At 65.8% G+C, this 20,935-nt stretch carries 20 protein-coding genes; 11 read left to right on the forward strand and 9 right to left on the reverse strand.

Going from position 1 to position 20,935, the window contains the following annotated elements; all coding sequences use genetic code 11:
* Positions 1-42: 42 nt before the first annotated feature.
* The 4 genes from sucC to QU595_RS22930 all read right to left on the reverse strand — a co-directional run bounded on the left by sucC (position 43) and on the right by QU595_RS22930 (position 4,283).
* Complete coding sequence (gene sucC, locus QU595_RS22915; RefSeq protein WP_315926263.1) at positions 43-1,236, reverse strand: ADP-forming succinate--CoA ligase subunit beta; 1,194 nt, start codon at positions 1,234-1,236, stop codon at positions 43-45.
* Positions 1,237-1,251: 15 nt separating this feature from the next.
* Entirely contained in the window at positions 1,252-2,220 is a 969-nt protein-coding gene (gene mdh, locus QU595_RS22920; protein ID WP_315926265.1) for a malate dehydrogenase, read from the reverse strand.
* Positions 2,221-2,534: 314 nt separating this feature from the next.
* Entirely contained in the window at positions 2,535-3,719 is a 1,185-nt protein-coding gene (gene zapE / locus QU595_RS22925) for a cell division protein ZapE (RefSeq protein WP_315926267.1), read from the reverse strand.
* A 21-nt stretch (positions 3,720-3,740) separates the two neighbouring features.
* A complete protein-coding gene (locus tag QU595_RS22930; RefSeq protein WP_315926269.1) occupies positions 3,741-4,283 on the reverse strand; it encodes a protease inhibitor Inh/omp19 family protein in 543 nt (180 codons plus the stop codon).
* 227 nt (positions 4,284-4,510) lie between these two features.
* On the opposite strand from QU595_RS22930, the gene QU595_RS22935 reads away from it, so the two are divergent.
* From QU595_RS22935 to QU595_RS22965, 7 genes are all read left to right on the forward strand, one after another.
* Positions 4,511-5,521: an MBL fold metallo-hydrolase gene (locus QU595_RS22935; protein WP_315926271.1), complete on the forward strand. Its 1,011-nt coding sequence runs from the start codon at positions 4,511-4,513 to the stop codon at positions 5,519-5,521.
* Positions 5,522-5,623: 102 nt separating this feature from the next.
* Positions 5,624-5,785, forward strand: a complete 162-nt coding sequence (locus tag QU595_RS22940; protein ID WP_315926273.1) for a DUF1328 family protein — start codon at positions 5,624-5,626, stop codon at positions 5,783-5,785.
* 59 nt (positions 5,786-5,844) lie between these two features.
* A complete protein-coding gene (gene dapF / locus QU595_RS22945; protein ID WP_315926275.1) occupies positions 5,845-6,732 on the forward strand; it encodes a diaminopimelate epimerase in 888 nt (295 codons plus the stop codon).
* Complete coding sequence (mtaB, locus tag QU595_RS22950; RefSeq protein WP_315926277.1) at positions 6,732-8,030, forward strand: tRNA (N(6)-L-threonylcarbamoyladenosine(37)-C(2))-methylthiotransferase MtaB; 1,299 nt, start codon at positions 6,732-6,734, stop codon at positions 8,028-8,030. Before dapF ends, mtaB begins: the two co-directional genes overlap by 1 nt.
* Positions 8,031-8,044: 14 nt before the next feature.
* Entirely contained in the window at positions 8,045-9,835 is a 1,791-nt protein-coding gene (gene ftsY, locus QU595_RS22955) for a signal recognition particle-docking protein FtsY (protein ID WP_315926279.1), read from the forward strand.
* A 77-nt stretch (positions 9,836-9,912) separates the two neighbouring features.
* Entirely contained in the window at positions 9,913-10,581 is a 669-nt protein-coding gene (locus QU595_RS22960; protein WP_315926281.1) for a septation protein A, read from the forward strand.
* Between the two features lie 191 nt (positions 10,582-10,772).
* Positions 10,773-10,940, forward strand: a complete 168-nt coding sequence (locus QU595_RS22965) for a DUF1127 domain-containing protein (protein ID WP_315926283.1) — start codon at positions 10,773-10,775, stop codon at positions 10,938-10,940.
* Between the two features lie 134 nt (positions 10,941-11,074).
* On the opposite strand, the gene QU595_RS22970 is transcribed toward QU595_RS22965, so the two are convergent.
* The 4 genes from QU595_RS22970 to ccmA form a co-directional block, all read right to left on the reverse strand.
* Complete coding sequence (locus QU595_RS22970; protein WP_315926285.1) at positions 11,075-11,656, reverse strand: DsbE family thiol:disulfide interchange protein; 582 nt, start codon at positions 11,654-11,656, stop codon at positions 11,075-11,077.
* The gene (gene ccmD, locus QU595_RS22975; RefSeq protein WP_315926287.1) at positions 11,653-11,820 is read right to left on the reverse strand and encodes a heme exporter protein CcmD; all 168 of its coding nucleotides are present in this window, start codon (positions 11,818-11,820) and stop codon (positions 11,653-11,655) included. The genes QU595_RS22970 and ccmD overlap by 4 nt, the downstream gene beginning before the upstream one ends.
* Positions 11,821-11,923: 103 nt before the next feature.
* Positions 11,924-12,589 (reverse strand): heme exporter protein CcmB, encoded by a 666-nt coding sequence (gene ccmB / locus QU595_RS22980; protein ID WP_315926497.1) that lies wholly within the window; start codon positions 12,587-12,589, stop codon positions 11,924-11,926.
* Positions 12,590-12,638: 49 nt separating this feature from the next.
* Positions 12,639-13,271 carry a heme ABC exporter ATP-binding protein CcmA gene (ccmA, locus tag QU595_RS22985; protein ID WP_315926289.1) on the reverse strand — a complete coding sequence of 211 codons (633 nt, stop codon included), beginning with the start codon at positions 13,269-13,271 and terminating at the stop codon, positions 12,639-12,641.
* Between the two features lie 263 nt (positions 13,272-13,534).
* Between ccmA and acnA the strand changes: the two genes are divergently transcribed.
* The 3 genes from acnA to QU595_RS23000 all read left to right on the forward strand — a co-directional run bounded on the left by acnA (position 13,535) and on the right by QU595_RS23000 (position 17,957).
* Positions 13,535-16,237, forward strand: a complete 2,703-nt coding sequence (gene acnA, locus QU595_RS22990; RefSeq protein WP_315926291.1) for an aconitate hydratase AcnA — start codon at positions 13,535-13,537, stop codon at positions 16,235-16,237.
* A gap of 167 nt (positions 16,238-16,404) precedes the next feature.
* Positions 16,405-17,178, forward strand: coding sequence for a thioredoxin family protein (locus tag QU595_RS22995; RefSeq protein WP_315926293.1), 774 nt, complete (start codon positions 16,405-16,407; stop codon positions 17,176-17,178).
* 392 nt (positions 17,179-17,570) lie between these two features.
* Complete coding sequence (locus QU595_RS23000; RefSeq protein WP_315926295.1) at positions 17,571-17,957, forward strand: DUF2794 domain-containing protein; 387 nt, start codon at positions 17,571-17,573, stop codon at positions 17,955-17,957.
* Positions 17,958-18,140: 183 nt separating this feature from the next.
* Here the strand turns inward: QU595_RS23000 and QU595_RS23005 are convergent, their stop codons facing one another.
* Positions 18,141-19,364: an argininosuccinate synthase gene (locus QU595_RS23005; protein ID WP_315926298.1), complete on the reverse strand. Its 1,224-nt coding sequence runs from the start codon at positions 19,362-19,364 to the stop codon at positions 18,141-18,143.
* Positions 19,365-19,656: 292 nt separating this feature from the next.
* Between QU595_RS23005 and QU595_RS23010 the strand changes: the two genes are divergently transcribed.
* The gene (locus QU595_RS23010) at positions 19,657-20,922 is read left to right on the forward strand and encodes a Glu/Leu/Phe/Val dehydrogenase (RefSeq protein ID WP_315926300.1); all 1,266 of its coding nucleotides are present in this window, start codon (positions 19,657-19,659) and stop codon (positions 20,920-20,922) included.
* Positions 20,923-20,935 lie beyond the last annotated feature (13 nt).

The raw sequence follows: 20,935 nt of genomic DNA on the forward strand, positions 1-20,935 counted from the left end.
GTTGAAGCCGGGTGGGGCGCTTGCGGACGCCTGTCGCGGTCTTCAGTTTCCGACCGCCGCCACGATCTTCCTGGCCGCGTCGTCGAGGTCGTCGGCCGAAGTGGCGTTCAGACCGCTCTCGTTGATGATCTTCTTGCCGAGCGCGGCATTGGTGCCTTCCAGCCGCACGACCAGCGGCACCTTGAGGCCCACTTCCTTCACCGCCGCGACCACGCCCTCGGCGATGATGTCGCAGCGCATGATGCCGCCGAAGATGTTGACGAGAATGCCCTTCACGTTCGGATCGGCGGTGATGATCTTGAACGCCGCCGTCACCTTCTCCTTGCTCGCGCCGCCGCCGACGTCGAGGAAGTTGGCCGGCTCCTTGCCATAGAGCTTGATGATGTCCATGGTCGCCATGGCAAGGCCCGCGCCATTGACCATGCAGCCGATATTGCCGTCGAGCGCGACGTAGGCGAGGTCGTATTTCGACGCCTCGATCTCCTTTTCGTTCTCTTCGGTGGTGTCGCGCAGCTCCATCACGTCGGGATGACGGAACAGGGCGTTGTTGTCGAACGACACCTTGGCGTCGAGCACGCGCAGGTGCCCGTCCTTCATGACGATCAGCGGGTTGACCTCGAGCAGGCTCATGTCCTTCTCGACGAAGGCCTTGTAGAGCACGGGAAACAGCTTCTCGCCGTCGCTCGCGGCGGTGCCGTCGAGCTTGAGCGCCGCGTTCAGCTTCTTCGCGTCCCCGGCGGTGACGCCCTTTTCCGGATCGATGGCCAGGGTGACGATCTTTTCCGGCGTGTCGTGCGCCACCGTCTCGATGTCCATGCCGCCCTCGGTCGAGACCACGAAGGCGACGCGGCCGACCGAGCGGTCCACGAGGATGGAGAGGTAAAGCTCGCGGTCGATGTCGGCGCCGTCCTCGACATAGAGCCGGTTGACCTGCTTGCCGGCCGGGCCGGTCTGCTTGGTCACCAAGGTGTGGCCAAGCATCTCGTTGGCGTTGGCGACAACCTCGGCCACGGACCTGGACAGACGCACGCCGCCCTTGGCGTCGGCGGGCAGTTCCTTGAACTTGCCCTTGCCGCGGCCGCCGGCGTGGATCTGGCTCTTCACCACATAGAGCGGTCCGGGCAGCTTTTTCGCCGCGGCTTCCGCTTCACCCGCCTTGAACACCGGAACGCCTTCGGCAACCGGCGCCCCGAAACCCTTGAGAAGCTGCTTGGCCTGATATTCGTGGATGTTCATGGAGGGCTCTCCGGGTCACTTCTTGGCGAGTTGCGGCGCGATCTGCGTGCAGGCCTCGGTCAGGCCCTGGACCGCGGCGACCGACTTGTCGAACATCTTCTGCTCGGCCTTGCTGAAATCGAGCTCGATGACGCGCTCGACGCCGCCGGCGCCGATCACCACCGGCACGCCGACATAGGTGTCCTTCACGCCATACTGGCCGTTGAGATGGGCCGCGCAGGGCAGCACGCGCTTCTTGTCCTTGAGGTAGCTCTCGGCCATGGCGATCGCCGAGGCGGCCGGCGCGTAATAGGCCGAGCCGGTCTTGAGCAGGCCGACGATCTCGCCGCCGCCCTTGCGGGTGCGCTCGACGATGGCGTCGAGCTTGTCCTGGCTGGTCCAGCCCATCTTGACGAGATCCGGCAGCGGGATTCCGCCGACGGTGGAGTAGCGCACCATCGGCACCATGTCGTCGCCGTGGCCGCCGAGCGTCATGGCGGTGACGTCCTCGACCGAGACCTTGAATTCCTCGGCCAGGAAATAGCGGAAGCGGGCCGAATCCAGCACGCCAGCCATGCCGATGACATGGCTCTTCGGCAGGCCGGAGAACTTCTGCAGCGCCCAGACCATGGCGTCGAGCGGGTTGGTGATGCAGATGACGAAGGCGTTGGGGGCGTATTTCTTGATGCCGGCGCCGACCTGCTCCATGACCTTGAGGTTGATGCCCAGCAGATCGTCGCGGCTCATGCCAGGCTTGCGCGGCACGCCGGCGGTGACGATGCACACGTCCGCGCCCTCGATGCCGGCATAGTCGTTGACGCCGGTCAGGCGCGAGTCGAAACCGTCCACCGGCGAGGACTGCGCAATGTCGAGCGCCTTGCCCTGCGGCATGCCTTCGGCGATGTCGAACAGCACCACGTCGCCGAGGTCCTTCAGGCCGATCATATGGGCGAGCGTGCCGCCGATCATGCCCGAGCCGATGAGCGCTATCTTGTTGCGTGCCATGTCAGGATTTTTCCCTTTGCTGTGGCGACGCCAGGACGGCGTCGTAAGGAGAGGCCGGTGCGGTGCGGCGTGTCCCGCGCGATTTCGCCGCACCCAATAGCTCCGGTCCGACGAAAATTCAAACGATTATTTCCTCTCCAGTTTTTTCAATCGGTTAGATCATATGGGATTTACGTAAACGTAAAAATTTTCTCGAAATTGGCGTACACTGGACACTTATACGATGGCAATCGAAAGCTGAAGACTATCGTCCGGGGATGACGCGCTCGTGATGCGGTTCGCGCTGCCTGGTCCGTCGCCGGCCGCCCGTCGGATCAGGTCTGCGCCGGCATGGCCGCTTCATGACGCTCGGCCCAATCCTCGAGCCAGTCGCGGCTCTGCATCTCCATCAGGCGGGAGGCGGTGCGGTCGAACTCGAACGCCTCGGTGCCGCGCCCGTTGGCATAGAGTCCCGTCGGCGCGGCGTCGGCGCTCACCACCAGCCGCACATGATGGTCGTAGAGCGTGTCGATGAGCAGGATGAAGCGCTTGACCTCGTTGCGATGCGCGTCGCTCAGAACCGGCACGTGATCGATGAAGATCGTCGAGTAACGGGCCGCGATCGCCAAAAAGTCGCGCGCGCCGTGCGGCTTGCCGCACAGTTCGGCGAAGGTGAAGCGGGCGGCGTCGCCCGCGGCGCGCGGCACCAGCACATGCCGCCCTTTCACCGTCAGCGTGGCTGGGGCATCCGGCGCGCCATGCGTGACTTTTGCCCAGGCCGCATCGAGGGCATGCTGCGCGGCGGCGTCGGCCGGCGTGACATAGACCGGCTTGCCGTTCAGGCGGTCCAGCCGGTAGTCGCGCTCGGAATCCAGCCCCACGACCTCGGTGTTGCGTTCCAATATGTCGATGAACGGCAGGAAGAGCTGCCGGTTCAGCCCGTCGCGATAGAGTTCGCGCGGCGCCACGTTCGAGGTCGCCACCAGCACGACGCCATTGGCGAACAGGGCGGAAAACAGGCGCGACAAGATCATCGCGTCGGCGATGTCGGTCACCGTGAATTCGTCGAAGCACAGCACCCAGGCTTCCTCGGCCAGCGCGCGCGCCACCGGCGGGATCGGGTCGTCTTCCCTGACGGTCCCGTTCTTGCGGGCTTGCCGGTGCTTTTGGATGCGATCCTGCACATCGGCCATGAAGTCGTTGAAATGGACGCGGCGCTTGCGCCGGACCGGCAGCAGCTCGAAGAACATGTCCATCAGCATGGTCTTGCCGCGGCCGACGCCGCCATGGATGTAGAGACCCTTGATGGCTTCGTGGGTGTCGCGCTTCTTGCCCAGCAGCCAGCCCAGCGCGCTCGACTTGCGCGCCAGCCGCCTGGCCGAGATCTCGTCGATCAGCCGGTCGAGACGGCCGGCGATAGCCTCCTGCGCCGGGTCGCGCGATATCGCGCCGGTCTCCACGAGATGGTCATAGCGCTGACGGACGCTGACGCGGGTCTGGAGGCCGTCGCGCAGATGCATGGTCGAGCGTTGTCCGGCCGGCTAGCGCGACAGCGAGATGGCTTGCCCGTTGGACGTCTGGCCGTCGAACCGGCTGGAACCCGAGGAATAGAGCCGGGCCAGCGTGCCGCCGTCCTGATCGTAGAGGGTGAGCTGCTTGCCGGACACGTTCCACGACTTCACGCCGTCCACCGGCGCGGGGCAGCGCAGCGGGCCGGCGCGGTAGCCCTGGCCGAACTTGGTCTGCGGCGTCGCCACCTTGCAGCTCTGGCCGGACATGTTGACGTTCCAAACGCCGGCCACCGCGGCGGGCGTGACGTCTACGGCGCTGGCGGGCGCCGTACCGTCCGGCGGCAGCGAGGCCATCTGCTGGTTCTGGTTCGGCGCGGTCGGGAAGGCGGAAGGATCGGCCGTGCCCGGCGCCGCGGGCGGCGGGAGCTGGCTGGACGACACGGTGCCTGACGGAGCGGCCGGCAGCGGCGCCGGCTGCGCGGAATCCATGTTGGAGAACCGGGTGCTGGAACAGCCGCTCACCACCAGCGCAGCCATGGATACGGCCAACAGGCCGGTTCTCGAAAAAGCCATCTTAACCTCCGCGGCCCCAGAACGGGTGCCGTGCGACAAACGGGTTTCTCACCAAATCGGCGAAGACGGCAGAATTTCAACCGCATATGGTTAAAATAGGGTTTTTGGCGAGGGGCGTTGCAAAATTGTCGCTATGGCGCGGCGCGAAGCCGCGCGAATGCGTCCGAGCCGGGTTGCGTGGAGGGTCGTGCCGCCTATCTTGGCGGAAACGCAAGCCGGAGCTTCACGTGCCAGCCAGCAAGAAGGCCGCAAACCGCTATTACGGCGGCCCCGAAAGCGACCATTTCGACGGCACCCTTTTCTTCAATCCCGGCGGCCGGATGCCGGGGAGCTTCCTCGATCTCCTGAAATGGAAGCTGCGCAACCCGAGCCCCAAATGGCCGCCGCACTGGCCGAGCCCGTTTGCGCACGTCAGGCCGGCGCAACGGGTGGACGGTGGCGACCTGAGGGTCACCATGGTCGGCCATTCGTCGCTGCTGGTACAGGTGGCCGGCCTCAACATGCTGACGGACCCAGTGTGGTCGCAGCGCGCGTCGCCGCTGTCCTTCGCCGGACCGAAGCGGGTCAATGCGCCCGGCATCGCCTTCGCAGACCTGCCGCCCATCGATCTCGTGCTGCTCAGCCACAATCATTACGACCATCTCGACCTCGCCACGCTGGCTAGGCTGAAGGCGGAACACGATCCGCTAGTGGTGACGCCGCTCGGCAACGACAATGTCGTCCATGCCGCGGTTCCGGACATGAAGGTTTCGGTCCACGACTGGGGCGATCGTCTGCAGGTCGGGAAGGAAGTCGTCATGCATGTCGAGCCGGCGCATCACTGGTCGGCGCGCGGCGCGCGCGACCGGCGCATGGCGCTGTGGGGCAGCTTCGCGATCGAAACGTCGGCGGGCAAGATCTATTTCGCCGGCGACACCGGCTTTCATGAAGGCGCCCATTACCGGCGCCTTGCCGAAAAACATGGCGGCTTCCGCCTCGCAATCCTGCCGATCGGCGCGTACGAGCCGCGCTGGTTCATGGAGCCGCACCACCAGAACCCGGAGGAGGCGGTGCAGGGCATGGCGCTGTGCAACGCGGCTTTCGCCGCGGGCTGCCATTGGGGCACGTTCCGCCTCACCGACGAGCCGATGGAGGAACCGGCGGCGCGGCTTGCCGAGGCGTTGAAGAGGGCGCAGATCGCTCCCGAGCGGTTCCGCGCGCTGCGGCCCGGCGAGGTGTGGGACGTGCCCGAGGCCTGAGCGGCGGTTCGCACGGACGCGCGCAGCGGCGGGCGGAACCTCGGAGCCCTCGACCGCGTTGTGGGGCGGACACCGAGACAACCACCCGAAGGCCCTGTTTTCATGCTCAAATGGATCGTCATTCTCCTGATCGTCGCCGCCGTGGCGAGCCTGCTCGGCATGCCGGCGCTGGCCGGTGCGGCCGCCACCGGCGCGCGCATCCTCATCGGCATCGTGCTGATCATCTTCCTGCTGATCGTGCTGGGCGTCTTCGCGGTGACGTGAGCGTGCCACACGCGCCATCGCACTGGTAATTCCCGGCCGTTTCCGCCATATAGCGCCGCATGGACACGTCGCATGCGGCCCCCTTCGCCAGGATGAACGGCGTCGGCAACGAGATCATCGTCGCCGACATGCGCGGCCGTGCCGACAAGGTAACGGCGGCGGCGGCGCTGGCGCTCGATGCGGACCCGGCGACGAAGTTCGACCAGATCATGGCGATCCATGACGCGCGTACGCCGGGCACCGACTATTACGTCTCCATCCTCAACTCCGACGGGACCGCGGCGCAGGCCTGCGGCAACGGCACGCGCTGCGTGGTGCAGGCGCTCGCCGCCGAAACCGGCCGCAAGACCTTCACCTTCGAGACGCTGGCCGGCATCCTCAATGCCGAGCAGCACGGCGACGGCATGATCTCCGTCGACATGGGCAAGCCGCGCTTCGGCTGGCAGGACATTCCGCTGGCCGAGGAATTCCGCGACACGCGCATGATCGAATTGCAGATCGGCCCCATCGACGCGCCGGTGCTGCACTCGCCCTCGGTCGTTTCCATGGGCAATCCGCACGCGATCTTCTGGGTCGACCGCGACGTCTGGTCCTACGAATTGGAGCGCTTCGGGCCGTTGCTGGAAAACCACCCGATCTTCCCCGAACGCGCCAACATCACCATCGCGCAGGTCACATCGCCGTCGAGCATGGTGATCCGCACCTGGGAACGCGGCGCGGGGCTGACCAGGGCCTGCGGCTCGGCCGCCTGCGCGGCCGCCGTGGCCGGGGCGCGCACCAGGCGCACCGGGCGCAGCGTGGACATCGCCGCGCCCGGCGGGCCGCTGCATGTCGAGTGGCGCGAGGACGACCATGTCGTGCTGACGGGCGCGGCAGAATGGGAGTTTTCCGGCAGCTTCGATCCGGCGACCGGCGCCTGGACGCGCGACGAGGAAAGCGCCGCCTGATGGCCGTCGAGCATAAGGGCATAGAGGTGATCACCTTCGGCTGCCGGCTCAACACCTACGAGTCGGAAGTCATGCGCCGCGAGGCGGAGGCCGCCGGGCTCGCCGAACTGAAGGATGGCGCCATCATCTTCAACACCTGCGCCGTCACCGGCGAGGCGGTGCGGCAGGCCAAGCAGTCCATCCGCAAGGCGCGCCGCGAGAATCCGGGCGCGCGCATCATCGTCACCGGCTGCGCGGCGCAGACGGCGCCGCAGGATTTCTCCGCCATGGGCGAAGTGGACCTCGTGCTCGGCAACGAGGAGAAGTTGCAACGCCATAATTATCGCGCGCTGCCGGATTTCGGCGTCAACGATTTCGAGAAGGCGCGCGTCAACGACATCTTTTCCGTGCGCGAGACGGCCGGCCATATGGTGGATGCCATCGAGGGCCGCGCGCGCGCCTTCGTGCAGGTGCAGAACGGCTGCGACCACCGCTGCACCTTCTGCATCATCCCCTACGGACGCGGCAATTCGCGCTCGGTGCCGATGGGCGCAGTGGTGGAGCAGATCAAGCGGCTGGCCGCAAACGGCTATGCCGAAGTCGTGCTTTCGGGCGTGGATATGACCAGCTACGGGGCGGACCTGCCGGGTGCGCCGCGCCTCGGCAGGCTGGTGAAGACGATCCTGAAGCAGGCGCCCGAGGTGAAGCGGCTCAGGCTCTCCTCCATCGATTCCATCGAGGCGGACGACGATCTGCTCGACGCCATCGCCACCGAAAGCCGGCTGATGCCGCATCTGCACCTGTCGCTGCAATCGGGCGACGACATGATCCTGAAGCGCATGAAGCGGCGGCATCTGCGCGACCAGTCGATCCGCTTTTGCGAGGAGGTGCGCCGGCTTCGCCCCGGCATCGTCTTCGGTGCCGATATCATCGCCGGCTTCCCGACCGAGACGGAGGAGATGTTCGAGAACTCGCTGAAGATCGTGGAGGAATGCGGACTCACCCATCTGCACGTCTTCCCGTTCAGCCCGCGCGAGGGAACGCCCGCCGCGCGCATGCCGCAGGTGAAGCGGCAGGTGGTGAAGGAACGCGCCGCGCGCCTGCGGGCCGCCGGGGAGGCGGCCTATGTCCGCCATCTCGGTTCACTGGCGGGCAGCGCCCAGCAGGTATTGGTCGAGCGCGAGGGCATCGGCCGCACCGAGGGTTTCACGCTCGCCGCCATCGATGCCGGCGTGCCCGGCGAGATCGTGGGGGCTGTCGTCACCGGCCATGACGGTCAGAAGCTGGTCGCCGCACACCAAGCCGCCCGGGCGGCCTGAGGACGAACTGACGCATGGCATTCGGCTTCATCAAGAAAGTCTTCTCCTTCGGCAAGAAGGAAGTGGTCGAGGAACGCCCAGACGAGACGGCGCCGCTGCCGCCGCTCAATTTCGAGGCGCTGGAGGCCTTGAAGAAGGAAGAGGCGGCCGAGCCGGTTTCGACCGAGACTCCGAAAACACAAGAAGCTCCTCAAGTCGAGGAACGGTCAAGGGCAGAGGAAGCGACCACCGAACCGGTCGCGGAGACCCCGCCGCCTGTCTTTGAAACGCCGAAGCCGGCCGTCGAGCCGGTGGAACCTGTCGCGCCGGTCGAAACCGGGAGGCCGGCCGAAAAACCGGCTGCGCCTTCGCCCGAGCCTGTTTCGCCCGTCGAGACCAGCCGGCCGGTTGCCGAAAAGCCGGAGCCAAAGCTGCCCGAGCCCGGCGCGGAAGCGGCGCCGACGCAGCAGTCGGAGCCGGTCGCCAGGACCCGACCCGACGAGCCGCCGGCCACCGCCCAACGGGTGGCAAAGGAGCCCGCCCCGGTTCCCGGGCATAAGGCCCTGGATGCCCGCGTGCCCGAGCCGAAGGTCCAGCCCGCGGCCGAAGCGCGGAAGGTCGAACCTGCGAAGGAAGCGGAGCCGCCGGCCGAAGCGCCTGCGGTCGAGCCCGCACGGCCGGCCACGGCGGGAAGACCACCTGCCGCGCCGACGACGCCTGCTGCGCCGGAGCCCGCGAAAGCCGAGCCCGCCGCAGCGGAAGAACCGGTCAAGGCCGAACCTGTGCAAGCCGAGGCGGTGCCCGCCGCCCAGCCTCCCCCGCCGAAGCCGGCGGCCGGCAAGGTCACGGTTTCGAAGAAGGTCGAGCAGAAGGCCGTGCCGGAAGCTGCGGCCCAGCCGGCACAGCCGAGGCGCTCGTGGTTCCAGCGCATGCGCGAGGGGCTGGCGCGGTCCTCCAAGGAACTGTCGGGCAACATCGCGGGCGTCTTCACCAAGCGCAAGCTCGACGAGGACACGCTGCAGGATCTGGAAGACGTGCTGATCCGGGCCGATCTCGGCGTCGAGACGGCGTTGCGCGTCACCGACGCGCTGGCAGCCAGCCGGTATGGCAAGGATGTTTCCGATGCGGAGGTCCGCTCGGTCATGGCGACCGAGGTGGAAAAGGTGCTGAAGCCGGTGGCGCTGCCGCTGGAACTGGACCTGGCGCACAAGCCGCATGTCGTGCTGGTGGTCGGCGTCAACGGCACGGGCAAGACCACCACCATCGGCAAGCTTGCCGCCAAGCTGACCGAGGGGGGGCTTTCGGTGATGCTGGCGGCCGGCGACACTTTCCGCGCCGCGGCCATCGAGCAGCTCAAGATCTGGGGCGAACGCACAGGCTCGCCCGTCGTGGCGACGAAGCTCGGCGCCGATGCCGCCGGCCTCGCCTACGACGCCTTCGAAAAGGCCAAAGAGGCCGGCTCCGACGTGCTCATCATCGACACGGCCGGGCGGCTCCAGAACAAGGCCGAGCTGATGGCCGAACTGGAGAAGATCGTGCGCGTGCTGGGCAAGCTCGACCCGGAAGCGCCGCATACGGTGCTGCAGACGGTCGACGCCACCACCGGCCAGAACGCGCTCAACCAGGTCGAGATCTTCCGCAATGTCGCGGGCGTCAACGGGCTGGTGATGACCAAGCTGGACGGCACCGCGCGCGGCGGCATCCTCGTCGCCATCGCCGCCAAACATAAACTGCCGGTCTATTTCATCGGCGTCGGCGAGCAGGTGGACGACCTCGAACCGTTTTCCGCCGGCGATTTCGCCAAGGCGATCGCGGGTGTGGGTTAGGCCGCAGATGTCCGGACTTTTTCCACATTCGCGGCCGACAGTCCCATTTCCGCCAGCGAGCTATCGAGCGAGCCAGAATGAACCCGCCCATCCTTGAACGCGACCCCTCCGACCCGCAGAAGGAGAAGAAGGAAGCCATCAACCCGATGCTCAAGCTGGTGCTGGAGCTCGGGCCGCTGATGGTGTTCTTCTTCGCCAACACGCGCGGCGACTGGCTGGCGCAGAAATTCCCCGTCCTGGCGGATTTCGGCGGCCCGATCTTCATCGCCACCGGCCTGTTCATGGCCGCGACGGTGATCGCGCTCGCCGCGTCCTGGGCGCTGGTGCGCACGCTGCCGATCATGCCGCTGGTGTCCGGCGTGGTGGTGCTGGTGTTCGGCGCGCTGACGCTCTATTTGCAGGACGACGTTTTCATCAAGATGAAGCCGACCATCGTCAACACGCTGTTCGGGGTCGTTTTGCTCGGCGGCCTTGCCTTTGGCAAGTCGCTGCTCGGCTATGTATTCGATTCCGCTTTCCGCCTCGACGCGGAGGGCTGGCGCAAGCTCACCTTGCGCTGGGGCCTGTTCTTCCTGTTCCTCGCAGTGCTCAACGAGGTGGTCTGGCGCAACTTCTCGACCGATTTCTGGGTCGGCTTCAAGGTCTGGGCGACGATCCCCATCACCGTCCTGTTCACGGCGAGCCAGATGCCCCTCATCATGCGCCATTCGCTGGACGAAAAGGGCGCGCAGAAGAGCGCCAAGTAGAGCCTGAAGCATCGGGCTCCCATCGGATATCTCCGGTAACAAGCCGTTAACCGGCCATGCAGCGCGTGCAATGCTGCGTTGCGGCATCTTTTGTTGCGCCGCACAGTTCCTATGTCATGATGCGACCACCCAGGGAGGAGGCAACCTGCCGCGCAAACGCGCGGCCAACAGAACCTCAAAGGGAAACAGCGATGTTCATCAACGATCTCGTCTCGCGCGCTCGCAACAACCTTGCCAAGCGCCGCCGCTACAACGAACAGGTGCGGGAAATCATGAGCCTGAGCGAACGCGACCTGGCCGATATCCGCGCCAGCCGTTCGGAAATGCTGCATCAGGTGCGTCAGCAATATTTCGGCTGAGAACTCTTTTTTCGCCCCCGCGGGGCCGGACGGAAACGGCCGGCCCCGCTCCGGCGCTCACCTGTTCGACGTGCGCTCCAATGCTGTCAGAACGGCTCCGAGCCGTCTTGTCTCGCCGCCTGCCAGATCGGCGGTCAGCCCGGCGCGGCCAGCGCCTTTTCCACTTCCGGCAGCAGCAGCGTCCTGACCGAATCCGGCGTCAGCGGGCCGACATGCTTGTAGGCGATCTTGCCGTCCTTGCCGATCAGGAAGGTTTCCGGCACGCCGTAGACGCCCCAGTCGATGGCGGTGCGGCCCTTTTCGTCCGAGCCGATCGCCTGGAAGGGGTTGCCGAGATCGCCGAGGAAGCGCCGGGCGTTCTCGGGCTTGTCCTTGTAGTTCATCGCCGCCAGCACGTAGCGCTTGTCCTGCGCCAGCGCCATCAGCACCGGATGCTCGTCGCGACAGGGCACGCACCAGGACGCGAAGACGTTGAGCAGCGTGACCTTGCCCGCGAAAGCGTCGGACTCCAGTCCCGGCAGGTTCATGCCCTCGACCGGCGGCAGGCTGGTCCGGGGCGCGGGCTGGCCGATCAGCGCGGAGGGCACGGCCGAAATGTCGCGGCCTGACAGCAGTTGCGTGAGAAACAGCGCGGCAAGGCCGAGAAACACGAACAGCGGTATCAGCAGCAGCAGGCGGCGGCGGCCGGCGCGCTTGGCTTCGGCGTCCAGGCTCATGGCTTGGCCGCCTTGTCGGAGCGGCGGCGTATGCCGGCGGCCTCCAGCTCGGCCAGTTCCTTGCGCCGCGCCCGCTGGTCGAGCAGAATCCAGCCGATCAGACCGGCCAGCACCACGGCGGTGATGGCATAGGCGGCCGCGACATAGAGCGCATGCGGGCTCATGAGCGGCGCTCCGCGATGTCTGCCGCCTTGCTATGGGCTTTTGCGATCATGGCCTTCCTTAACCCTGCCGCGCCGGTCCCGCAATTGGCCCTCGCGCCGCACCTCAATCGCTGCCGTGGCGCAGGGCAAGCGCCGCCGCGGCCGGGCCGATGACGGCAAGGAACAGGGTCAGCGCGGCGAGAATGAGGAAGGGCTGCAGGAAGGGATCGGGGTCGTTGACGGCCCCGTAGCTCGCCGAAACGCCGAAGATCAGCACCGGTATGGCCAGCGGCAGCACCAGCACCGAGATCAGCAGGCCGCCGCGCGGCAGCGACACCGCGACCGCCGCGCCGGCCGCGCCTATGAAGGTGATGGCCGGCGTGCCGACCAGCAGGGTCAGCGCCGTCGCGCCCATGCCGGCCGGCGACATGTTCATGAAAAGGCCGAGCAGGGGCGCAGCTATGACCAGCGGCAGCACGCTGGCGGTCCAGTGCGCCAGGCATTTGGCCAGTACCGTCAGCGGCGTCATGTGCCGGTCGCCCGCCAGGACCAGGAGATCGAGCGAGCCGTCCTCGCGGTCGGCCTGGAACAGACGGTCGAGCCCCAGCAGGCAGGCCAGGAGCGCGCCGATCCACAGAATGGCCGGGCCGATGCGCGCAAGCAGGTTGAGGTCCGGCCCGACGCCGAAGGGGATGGTGACGATGACGGCCAGAAAGAAGATCACGCCGATCAGCGCGCCGCCGCCGGCCCGGATCGAAAGCCTGAGATCGCGCAGGTAGAGGGCTAGCATCGCCATCCGCTCCATGCCTCGCGGTCGAGGGGGTGTTTTGGAAGACACATCACGTCGCGGAGGCTCGCATCTCCAGCAGCTTCGTTTCTTTCAGTCCCAGCGGCAGGTGGGTGGCGGCGACGATCAGGCCGCCCGCCAAGCAATGGGCGGTCATCAGTTGCGAGAAGCGCGCTTCCGAGGCCTTGTCCAATCCGGAAGTCGGCTCGTCCAGCAGCCAGACCGGGCGATGGCTGGCCAGAAGCCGCGCAATCGCGACACGGCGCCGCTGCCCGGTCGAGAGATAGCCGAAAGGCAGGTGGCCGATGCCGGTGAGCCCCACAGTTTCCAGCGCCTCCGCCACCGTCAGGGAGCGCGCGCGGCCGTTGCTGCCGTCCGCGCCGAGGAAACTGCGCCAAAAAGCGAGGTTTTCCGTCACCGACAGGGTTGGTTTCATCGCGTTCTGGTGCCCGAGATAGTGGCAGGCGGCGGCGACGGTGGGAAAGTCCTCGCCGCCGCCTTCGAGCCTGACCTTGCCGACCGCTGCCGGCAACAGGCCGCACAGGATGCGCAGCAAGGTCGATTTGCCGGACCCGTTCGGCCCGATGACGGTCAGCGCCTCGCCGCTGCCGAGGGTGAAATCCATTCCGGAAAAAACGGCTTCGCCGCCGCGCTCGCCGCCCAGATTTTCGGCAATCAGCCGCATTGCTTTCCTTCCGCCGAAAGTCCGAAGCCGCCCCCATGCGGCGCAGCAAAATTGCCGATTCCGTGTCTAGAACTATTTCAGAATTTTCTCTATATCCGGGTCACCAACCCCAGCGGTCGGGGAAGGCAACCTTTATTGCGCCGAACCGGCGCACGGTCGTTCAAGGCCGGGCGCTGGGAGCGGACAGCGGAAATGGCCGTACCCGCACCTTTGCGCGTGATGAGCATGCCATCGGAGTCCGTTCCCTTCAGGCGACAGACTAGATGGGGTCCCACGTGTCCAAATCACTCGACAGTTTCAATTGCCGCCGCACGCTGACCGCAGACGGCGCCGACTATGTGTATTTCGACCTTGTCGAGGCCGAGAAGAACGGCCTCACCGGCATCGCCCAGCTTCCCTATTCGATGAAGGTGCTGCTGGAGAACCTGCTGCGCAACGAGGACGGACGCTCCGTCACCAAGGAATCGATCCAGGCCGTGGCCGGCTGGCTGACCGACAAGGGCACCGCCGGCGTCGAGATCGCCTATCGCCCGGCCCGGGTGCTGATGCAGGACTTCACCGGCGTTCCCGCCGTGGTCGACCTTGCCGCCATGCGCGACGGCATCGCCTCGCTCGGCGGTGACCCGCAGAAGATCAATCCGCTGGTGCCGGTGGACCTGGTCATCGACCATTCCGTGATCGTCGACGAGTTCGGCACGCCGATGGCCTTCGCGCGCAATGTCGAGCTGGAATATGAGCGCAACGAGGAGCGCTACAAGTTCCTGAAATGGGGCCAGCAGGCGTTCCGCAACTTCCGCGTCGTGCCGCCCGGCACCGGCATCTGCCATCAGGTCAACCTCGAATATCTCGGCCAGGTCGTGTGGACCAACACGGAAGACGGCGAGACGGTGGCCTATCCCGACACCTGCGTCGGCACCGATTCCCACACCACCATGATCAACGGCCTCGGCGTACTCGGCTGGGGCGTCGGCGGCATCGAGGCCGAGGCCGCCATGCTCGGCCAGCCGGTGTCCATGCTTCTGCCGGAGGTCATCGGCTTCCGCCTCACCGGCAGGCTGAAGGAAGGCGTGACCGCCACCGACCTGGTGCTCACCGTCACGCAGATGCTGCGCAAGAAGGGCGTGGTGGGCAAGTTCGTCGAGTTCTTCGGCCCGGGCCTCTCCAACATGACGCTGGCCGACCGCGCCACCATCGGCAACATGGCGCCCGAATATGGCGCGACCTGCGGCTTCTTCCCGGTCGATTCCGAGACGCTGCGCTATCTCACCATGTCCGGCCGCGCCGAAAACCGCATCGAACTGGTCGAAGCCTACCAGAAGGCGCAGGGCATGTGGCGCGACAATAATTCGCCGGATCCGGTCTTCACCGACACGCTTGAGCTCGACCTCGGCGACGTGGTGCCGTCCATGGCCGGCCCGAAGCGGCCCGAAGGCCGTGTCGCGCTGGAAGACATCCCGGCCGGCTTCGCCAAGGCGATGGAGACCGAGTACAAGAAGGCCGCCGAAATCCACAAGCGCTACGCCGTGGAAGGCACCGGCCACGATCTCGGCCATGGCGACGTGGTCATCGCGGCCATCACCTCCTGCACCAACACCTCGAACCCATCGGTGCTGATCGGCGCGGGCCTGCTGGCCCGCAACGCCAACCGCCTCGGGCTTAAGCAGAAGCCCTGGGTGAAGACCTCGCTGGCGCCCGGATCGCAGGTCGTGGCCGAATATCTGGAGAAGTCCGGCCTGCAGAAGGAACTCGACCAGATCGGCTTCAACCTCGTCGGTTTCGGCTGCACCACCTGCATCGGCAATTCCGGCCCGCTGCCGGCGCCGATCTCCAAGACCATCAACGACAAGGGGCTGATCGCTGCCGCGGTCTTGTCCGGCAACCGCAACTTCGAAGGCCGCGTGTCCCCCGACGTGCAGGCCAACTATCTCGCCTCGCCGCCGCTGGTGGTGGCGCATGCGCTGGCCGGCACCGTCACCAAGGACCTGACCAAGGAGCCGATCGGCGAGGACCGCGACGGCAATCCGGTGATGCTGAAGGACATCTGGCCGACCAGCGCCGAGATTCAGGAGTTCATCGAGAAGAACGTCACGCGCGAGCTGTTCGCCCGCAAATATGCCGACGTCTTCAAGGGCGACGAGAACTGGCAGAGGGTCAAGGCGCCGGAAGGGCAGACCTATGCCTGGGACGACAATTCGACCTATGTGCAGAACCCGCCCTATTTCGCGGGCATGCGCGCCGGCCTCGGCAAGATCTCCGACATCAAGGGCGCGCGGGTGCTCGGCCTGTTCGGCGACAAGATCACCACCGACCACATCTCGCCGGCCGGATCGATCAAGGCGGCCTCGCCGGCAGGCAAGTACCTGATGGACCATGGCGTCGGCGTCGCTGACTTCAACCAGTACGGCACGCGGCGTGGCAACCATGAGGTGATGATGCGCGGCACCTTCGCCAACATCCGCATCCGCAACCACATGCTGGGCGAGAACGGCAGGGAAGGCGGCTACACCATCCACTATCCGTCCAAGGAGGAGATGTCGATCTACGACGCCGCCATGGAATACAAGAAGGAAGGCGTGCCGCTGGTCATCTTCGCCGGTGTCGAATACGGCAACGGCTCGTCGCGCGACTGGGCGGCCAAGGGCACGAATCTCCTGGGAGTCCGCGCCGTCATCGCCCAGTCGTTCGAGCGCATCCACCGCTCCAACCTGGTCGGCATGGGCGTCATCCCCTTCGTGTTCGAGGAAGGCACGTCCTGGGCGTCGCTCAACCTCAAGGGCGACGAACTGGTCGAGATCGACGGGCTGGAGACGATCAAGCCGCGCCAGAAGCTGACGGCCAAGGTCACCTATGCCGACGGCACGGTGAAGAACGTGCCGATCCTGTGCCGCATCGATACGCTGGACGAGCTGGACTACTTCAAGAACGGCGGCATCCTGCAATATGTGCTGCGCGACCTGGCGGCGTAGCCGTCAATAGGTCCTGAAACCTGGAGCCGCCGGGGTTCGTCCCCGGCGGCTTTGTTTTTCCGGCCTTGAAATTTCACCGCAACGTGACTTCACCTTGACCGGTGCTTCTGCCAAATATTTCGGCAATTCAGAACAGAAGCCGGCGTACCGGCGGGAATCGGACGGTCATGACCCTTCGCAAATCATCATGGCTGGCGGCGGCGCTGGCCCTGTCGGTGCTGACACGCCCCGCCGCGGCCGATGAGGCGAAGAAGCCCCTGGGCGTCATCGAACTCTTCACCAGCCAGGGCTGCAATTCCTGCCCGCCGGCCGACCAGCTGTTCGCCGGGTTTGCTGCCCGCGACGACCTGGTCGCGCTCGCCTACCACGTCGATTACTGGGACTATCTCGGCTGGCAGGACACGTTGAGCAGCAAGGAAAACACCGCGCGCCAATATGACTATATGCGCGCCTTCGGCATCCGGTCGGTCTATACGCCGCAGGCCGTGCTCAACGGCCGCACCCATGTCAACGGCGCCAATCGCGAAGCGGTCGACGACCGGCTGGCGTCGCTTGCGAAGGCCGGGGAAGGCATGCGCGTGGACGTCAGGGTCAGCCGCGACGAGGCGGGCGACGTGATGATCGACGCGGGCGACGCGCCGCCCGTGGCGGGCGGCCAGCCGTCCTTGCGCGACGCGCACCTCATCCTCGTCTACTTCAACCCGCCGCAGACCGTCACCATCGGCCGGGGCGAGAACGACGGCCGCAAGCTGACCTACTGGAACGCCGTCTCCGACATCCAGACCGCCGGAATGTGGCATGGCAAGGCGCAGCGCTACGAACTGCCGGCAAGCGAGGTGTCGCGCAAAGGCGGTTGCGCGGTCCTGCTGCAGGCTGTCGGCCGCGACGGGTTGCCGGGCCCGATCCTGGGAGCGGCCATGGTGCACAAGCCGCAATCCTGACCAAGTCATAGGCATTAAAAAACCGGCGTCAGTAGATGTCCGACGCCGGCGATTCAGGATTTTGGGATCGTCGCACCCGGCTTCCGCTAGTGGGAAACCGAGGTTGGTTCGATCCGACGCAGGCCCGTGGGCGGGGGGCTTGGGGTTTACGAGCCGGTGCCGGACCGAACCGTCTCAGGCAACGACCGTAAATTCTTCGTACAATGGGGCGTTAGCGCGGATAAAAAGTGGCGGAAATATGGCGCTGAATCACCAATTTCAACAACCCGTTTGCAAAAGTGAGCGGATGCGAATGGAACTCTCTTGCAAGGCGTATTTCCCGTTCGGACTTGCAATTGCCGCCTGAAAGCGCGAACCTTGGCCAGCAAACGAAATTGTCGAAGGATCGAGGCATGACCGATCGCGGCGGGAGCACGGAGGATGGGGAAGCATCCGCGATATTGATCCCGTTGCATGAGGCCCGCCGAGCGCGGCTCGACATGCCGGTCTCGTTCGAACGGCGGGAACTCGACCTGATATTGCGGCTCTACGGGCGCATGGTGGCGGCCAACGAATGGCGCGACTATGCCATCGACCATCTTTCCGACCGCGCCGTGTTCTCGGTGTTCCGCCGCGCGCACGACGTTCCGCTTTACCAGATCGTCAAGGACCCGAAAATGGCGCGGCGCCAGGGCGCCTTCGCGGTCGTCGCCACCGGCGGCCGGGTGCTGAAGCGCGGCCACGAACTTGCGCGCGTGCTCGGCGTGTTCGACAGCAAGCTCAAGCTGGTCCAGGCCTGAGGGCCTTTTTTGAGAATTCCGTGAGGCCGGGCTGCAAACCACGCCCGGCCGCGCGCCGGTGCTTTATGTCCGCACCGCCCAGGTGCCCGCCGGCCATTTTTCGCGAAAACCCGGCGGTTTTTCCAAAAAGGCTTCCGAAAGCGGCCGGCATTCTCGTCCGGCCGCCGTTTGCTGCCTACCGGATCAGCCTCTGCGCTTGCGCGCCGCCAGCGTGCGCAGGCGTAGCGCGTTGAGCTTGATGAAGCCGGCGGCGTCCTTCTGGTCGTAGGCGCCCTGGTCGTCCTCGAAGGTGACGAGCTTGTCGGAATAGAGCGACTTCGGCGATTCACGGCCGATCACCATGACGTTGCCCTTGTAGAGCTTGAGCGTGACTTCGCCCTCGACGTTCTTCTGGCTGAGGTCGATGGCCGCCTGCAGCATCTCGCGCTCCGGCGAGAACCAGAAGCCGTAGTAGATCAGCTCGGCATAGCGCGGCATCAGCTCGTCCTTGAGGTGGGCGGCACCCCGGTCGAGCGTGATGGACTCGATGGCGCGGTGCGCGGCCAGCAGGATCGTGCCGCCCGGGGTCTCGTAGACGCCGCGGCTCTTCATGCCGACGAAGCGGTTTTCGACGAGGTCGATGCGACCGATGCCGTTGTCGCGGCCACAGTCGTTGAGCTTGGCGAGAAGCGTCGCAGGGCTCATGCGCACGCCGTCGATGGAGACGGCGTCGCCCTTCTCGAAGCCGATCCTGATGACGGTCGCCTTGTCGGGCGCGGCTTCCGGTGAAATGGTGCGCATATGCACATATTCCGGCGCTTCCTGCGCCGGGTCTTCCAGCACCTTGCCCTCCGAGGAGGAGTGCAGCAGGTTGGCGTCGACGGAGAAGGGAGCCTCGCCCTTCTTGTCCTTGGCGACGGGAATCTGGTGCTGCTCGGCGAATTCGAGCAGTTGCGTGCGGCTCTTGAAGGCCCAGTCGCGCCACGGCGCGATGATCTTGATGTCGGGGTTCAGCGCATAGGCCGAAAGCTCGAAGCGGACCTGGTCGTTGCCCTTGCCGGTCGCGCCATGGGCGATGGCGTCGGCGCCGGTCTTTTCGGCGATCTCGATGAGGTGCTTGGAGATCAGCGGGCGGGCGATCGAGGTGCCGAGCAGGTAGACGCCTTCATAGACGGCATTGGCGCGGAACATCGGGAAGACGAAATCGCGCACGAATTCCTCGCGCACGTCCTCGACGAAGATTTCCTTGATGCCGAGCATCTCGGCCTTCTTGCGGGCCGGCTCGAGTTCCTCGCCCTGGCCGAGATCGGCGGTGAAGGTCACGACTTCCGCGCCCAGCTCCGTCTGCAGCCATTTCAGGATGATGGAGGTGTCGAGGCCGCCGGAATAGGCGAGCACGACCTTTTTGACGTCTCTGGGTGCGGGCATGGGCGTTTCCGTTGTCTCTGGCCGGCGGCGGTGAAGCCGTCATCTGATCGGGGGCACTCATAGCAGGAAAGCGCAGGCGGACAAGGTTTCGGAGTTGCGGCGCTGCGCGGAAATTTCGGCTGGGCCGAAAATCGCCGGAAAATCGCCGCGATTCCGCTCGATTTCCGATTCGGCCATTGTGACCTGCCGCCTTTTTGTGCAATTCAGTGCCCGGCCGCTCGGCCCCCTTTTACCAGAGCCAGGAAAGACGGGCACCCAAGCCAAGAAGACGGAAAACCAGACAGGATTCATGATGCCGGAAAACAACCTTCTCGACAGTGCACTCGTTCGTCTCGACGACGCCGCCAAACACATCAACGTCGATGCCGATGTGATCGAGAAGCTCAAATTCCCGCGAGAGACCACCAAGGTGCGCCTGATGATCCGCATGGACGACGGCTCGCGAAAATCGTTCCTGGCCTGGCGCTGCCGCTACGACGATACGCGCGGCCCGACCAAGGGCGGCATCCGCTTCCATCCCGACGCGTCAGCGGAGGAGGTCGAGATGCTGGCCTTCTGGATGACCTTCAAATGCGCGGTCATGAACCTGCCCTATGGCGGCGGCAAGGGCGCGGTGCAGGTCGATCCCCGCACCCTGTCCAAGGCGGAGCTGGAGCGCCTGTCGCGTTCCTACATGCAGGCCTTCTCGCGCATCATCGGGCCGGACCGCGACATTCCCGCGCCGGACGTCTACACCAATTCCATGATCATGGGCTGGATGGCCGACGAATACGCCCAGATCGTCGGCCAGGCCTCGCCCGCCGTCATCACCGGCAAGCCGATCGCGCTCGGCGGCTCGCTGGGCCGCGGCGACGCCACGGCGCGCGGAGGCTACTATCTGGTGCGCCACCTTTCCAAGGATCTCGGCCTGGACGGCCGGATGCGCATCGCCGTCCAGGGCTTCGGCAATGCCGGGCAGTACATCGCGTCGCTGCTGGCCGACGACGGGCACAAGATCGTGGCCGTGTCCGATTCCGGCGGCGCGGTGCATTCGGCGAACGGTCTCGACCTGGAGGCGCTGCTGGCGGCCAAGCGCGACGGCCTGTCGGTCACCGCCACCGCCGGCAAGAACGGCCACGAGGTCATAAAGGCCGACGATCTGGTGTCGGTCGATTGCGACGTGCTGGTGCCGGCGGCGCTGGAGAACATGATCCACACCGGCAACGCCGCTTCGGTGAAGGCGCGGCTGGTGCTGGAACTGGCCAACGGGCCGGTGACGCCGGAGGCCGACGAGATCCTGGCCAAGCGCGGCGTGGTCGTGCTTCCCGATATCCTCGCCAATGCCGGCGGCGTCACCGTCTCCTATTTCGAATGGGTGCAGAACAAGCAGGGCTATTATTGGGAGCTGGAGGAAATCCACACCAAGCTGCGCACCATCATGGAGCGCGAAGGCCGGGCGATCTGGGAGCTGTCCCTCTCGCGCCGCATCAGCATGCGCACGGCCGCCTATGTGCACGCGCTGAGCCGGCTTGCCGAAGCGATCGAGGCGCACGGCACGCAGAACTACTTCATCAGCTAGCCCGGCCTGTCGG

Origin of the sequence: Mesorhizobium sp. SP-1A (assembly GCF_032460275.1) — a bacterium.
Classification (GTDB): domain Bacteria; phylum Pseudomonadota; class Alphaproteobacteria; order Rhizobiales; family Rhizobiaceae; genus Mesorhizobium.

Excerpts from the sequence above, each read along its gene's own strand:
- sucC (WP_315926263.1), bottom strand. The coding sequence starts at position 1,236 with ATGAACATCCACGAATATCAGGCCAAGCAGCTTCTCAAGGGTTTCGGG.
- mdh (WP_315926265.1), bottom strand. The coding sequence starts at position 2,220 with ATGGCACGCAACAAGATAGCGCTCATCGGCTCGGGCATGATCGGCGGC.
- zapE (WP_315926267.1), bottom strand. The coding sequence starts at position 3,719 with ATGCATCTGCGCGACGGCCTCCAGACCCGCGTCAGCGTCCGTCAGCGC.
- QU595_RS22930 (WP_315926269.1), bottom strand. The coding sequence starts at position 4,283 with ATGGCTTTTTCGAGAACCGGCCTGTTGGCCGTATCCATGGCTGCGCTG.
- QU595_RS22940 (WP_315926273.1), top strand. The coding sequence starts at position 5,624 with ATGCTCAAATGGATCGTCATTCTCCTGATCGTCGCCGCCGTGGCGAGC.
- dapF (WP_315926275.1), top strand. The coding sequence starts at position 5,845 with ATGGACACGTCGCATGCGGCCCCCTTCGCCAGGATGAACGGCGTCGGC.
- mtaB (WP_315926277.1), top strand. The coding sequence starts at position 6,732 with ATGGCCGTCGAGCATAAGGGCATAGAGGTGATCACCTTCGGCTGCCGG.
- ftsY (WP_315926279.1), top strand. The coding sequence starts at position 8,045 with ATGGCATTCGGCTTCATCAAGAAAGTCTTCTCCTTCGGCAAGAAGGAA.
- QU595_RS22960 (WP_315926281.1), top strand. The coding sequence starts at position 9,913 with ATGAACCCGCCCATCCTTGAACGCGACCCCTCCGACCCGCAGAAGGAG.
- QU595_RS22965 (WP_315926283.1), top strand. The coding sequence starts at position 10,773 with ATGTTCATCAACGATCTCGTCTCGCGCGCTCGCAACAACCTTGCCAAG.
- QU595_RS22970 (WP_315926285.1), bottom strand. The coding sequence starts at position 11,656 with ATGAGCCTGGACGCCGAAGCCAAGCGCGCCGGCCGCCGCCGCCTGCTG.
- ccmD (WP_315926287.1), bottom strand. The coding sequence starts at position 11,820 with ATGAGCCCGCATGCGCTCTATGTCGCGGCCGCCTATGCCATCACCGCC.
- ccmB (WP_315926497.1), bottom strand. The coding sequence starts at position 12,589 with ATGCTAGCCCTCTACCTGCGCGATCTCAGGCTTTCGATCCGGGCCGGC.
- ccmA (WP_315926289.1), bottom strand. The coding sequence starts at position 13,271 with ATGCGGCTGATTGCCGAAAATCTGGGCGGCGAGCGCGGCGGCGAAGCC.
- acnA (WP_315926291.1), top strand. The coding sequence starts at position 13,535 with ATGGGGTCCCACGTGTCCAAATCACTCGACAGTTTCAATTGCCGCCGC.
- QU595_RS22995 (WP_315926293.1), top strand. The coding sequence starts at position 16,405 with ATGACCCTTCGCAAATCATCATGGCTGGCGGCGGCGCTGGCCCTGTCG.
- QU595_RS23000 (WP_315926295.1), top strand. The coding sequence starts at position 17,571 with ATGACCGATCGCGGCGGGAGCACGGAGGATGGGGAAGCATCCGCGATA.
- QU595_RS23005 (WP_315926298.1), bottom strand. The coding sequence starts at position 19,364 with ATGCCCGCACCCAGAGACGTCAAAAAGGTCGTGCTCGCCTATTCCGGC.
- QU595_RS23010 (WP_315926300.1), top strand. The coding sequence starts at position 19,657 with ATGCCGGAAAACAACCTTCTCGACAGTGCACTCGTTCGTCTCGACGAC.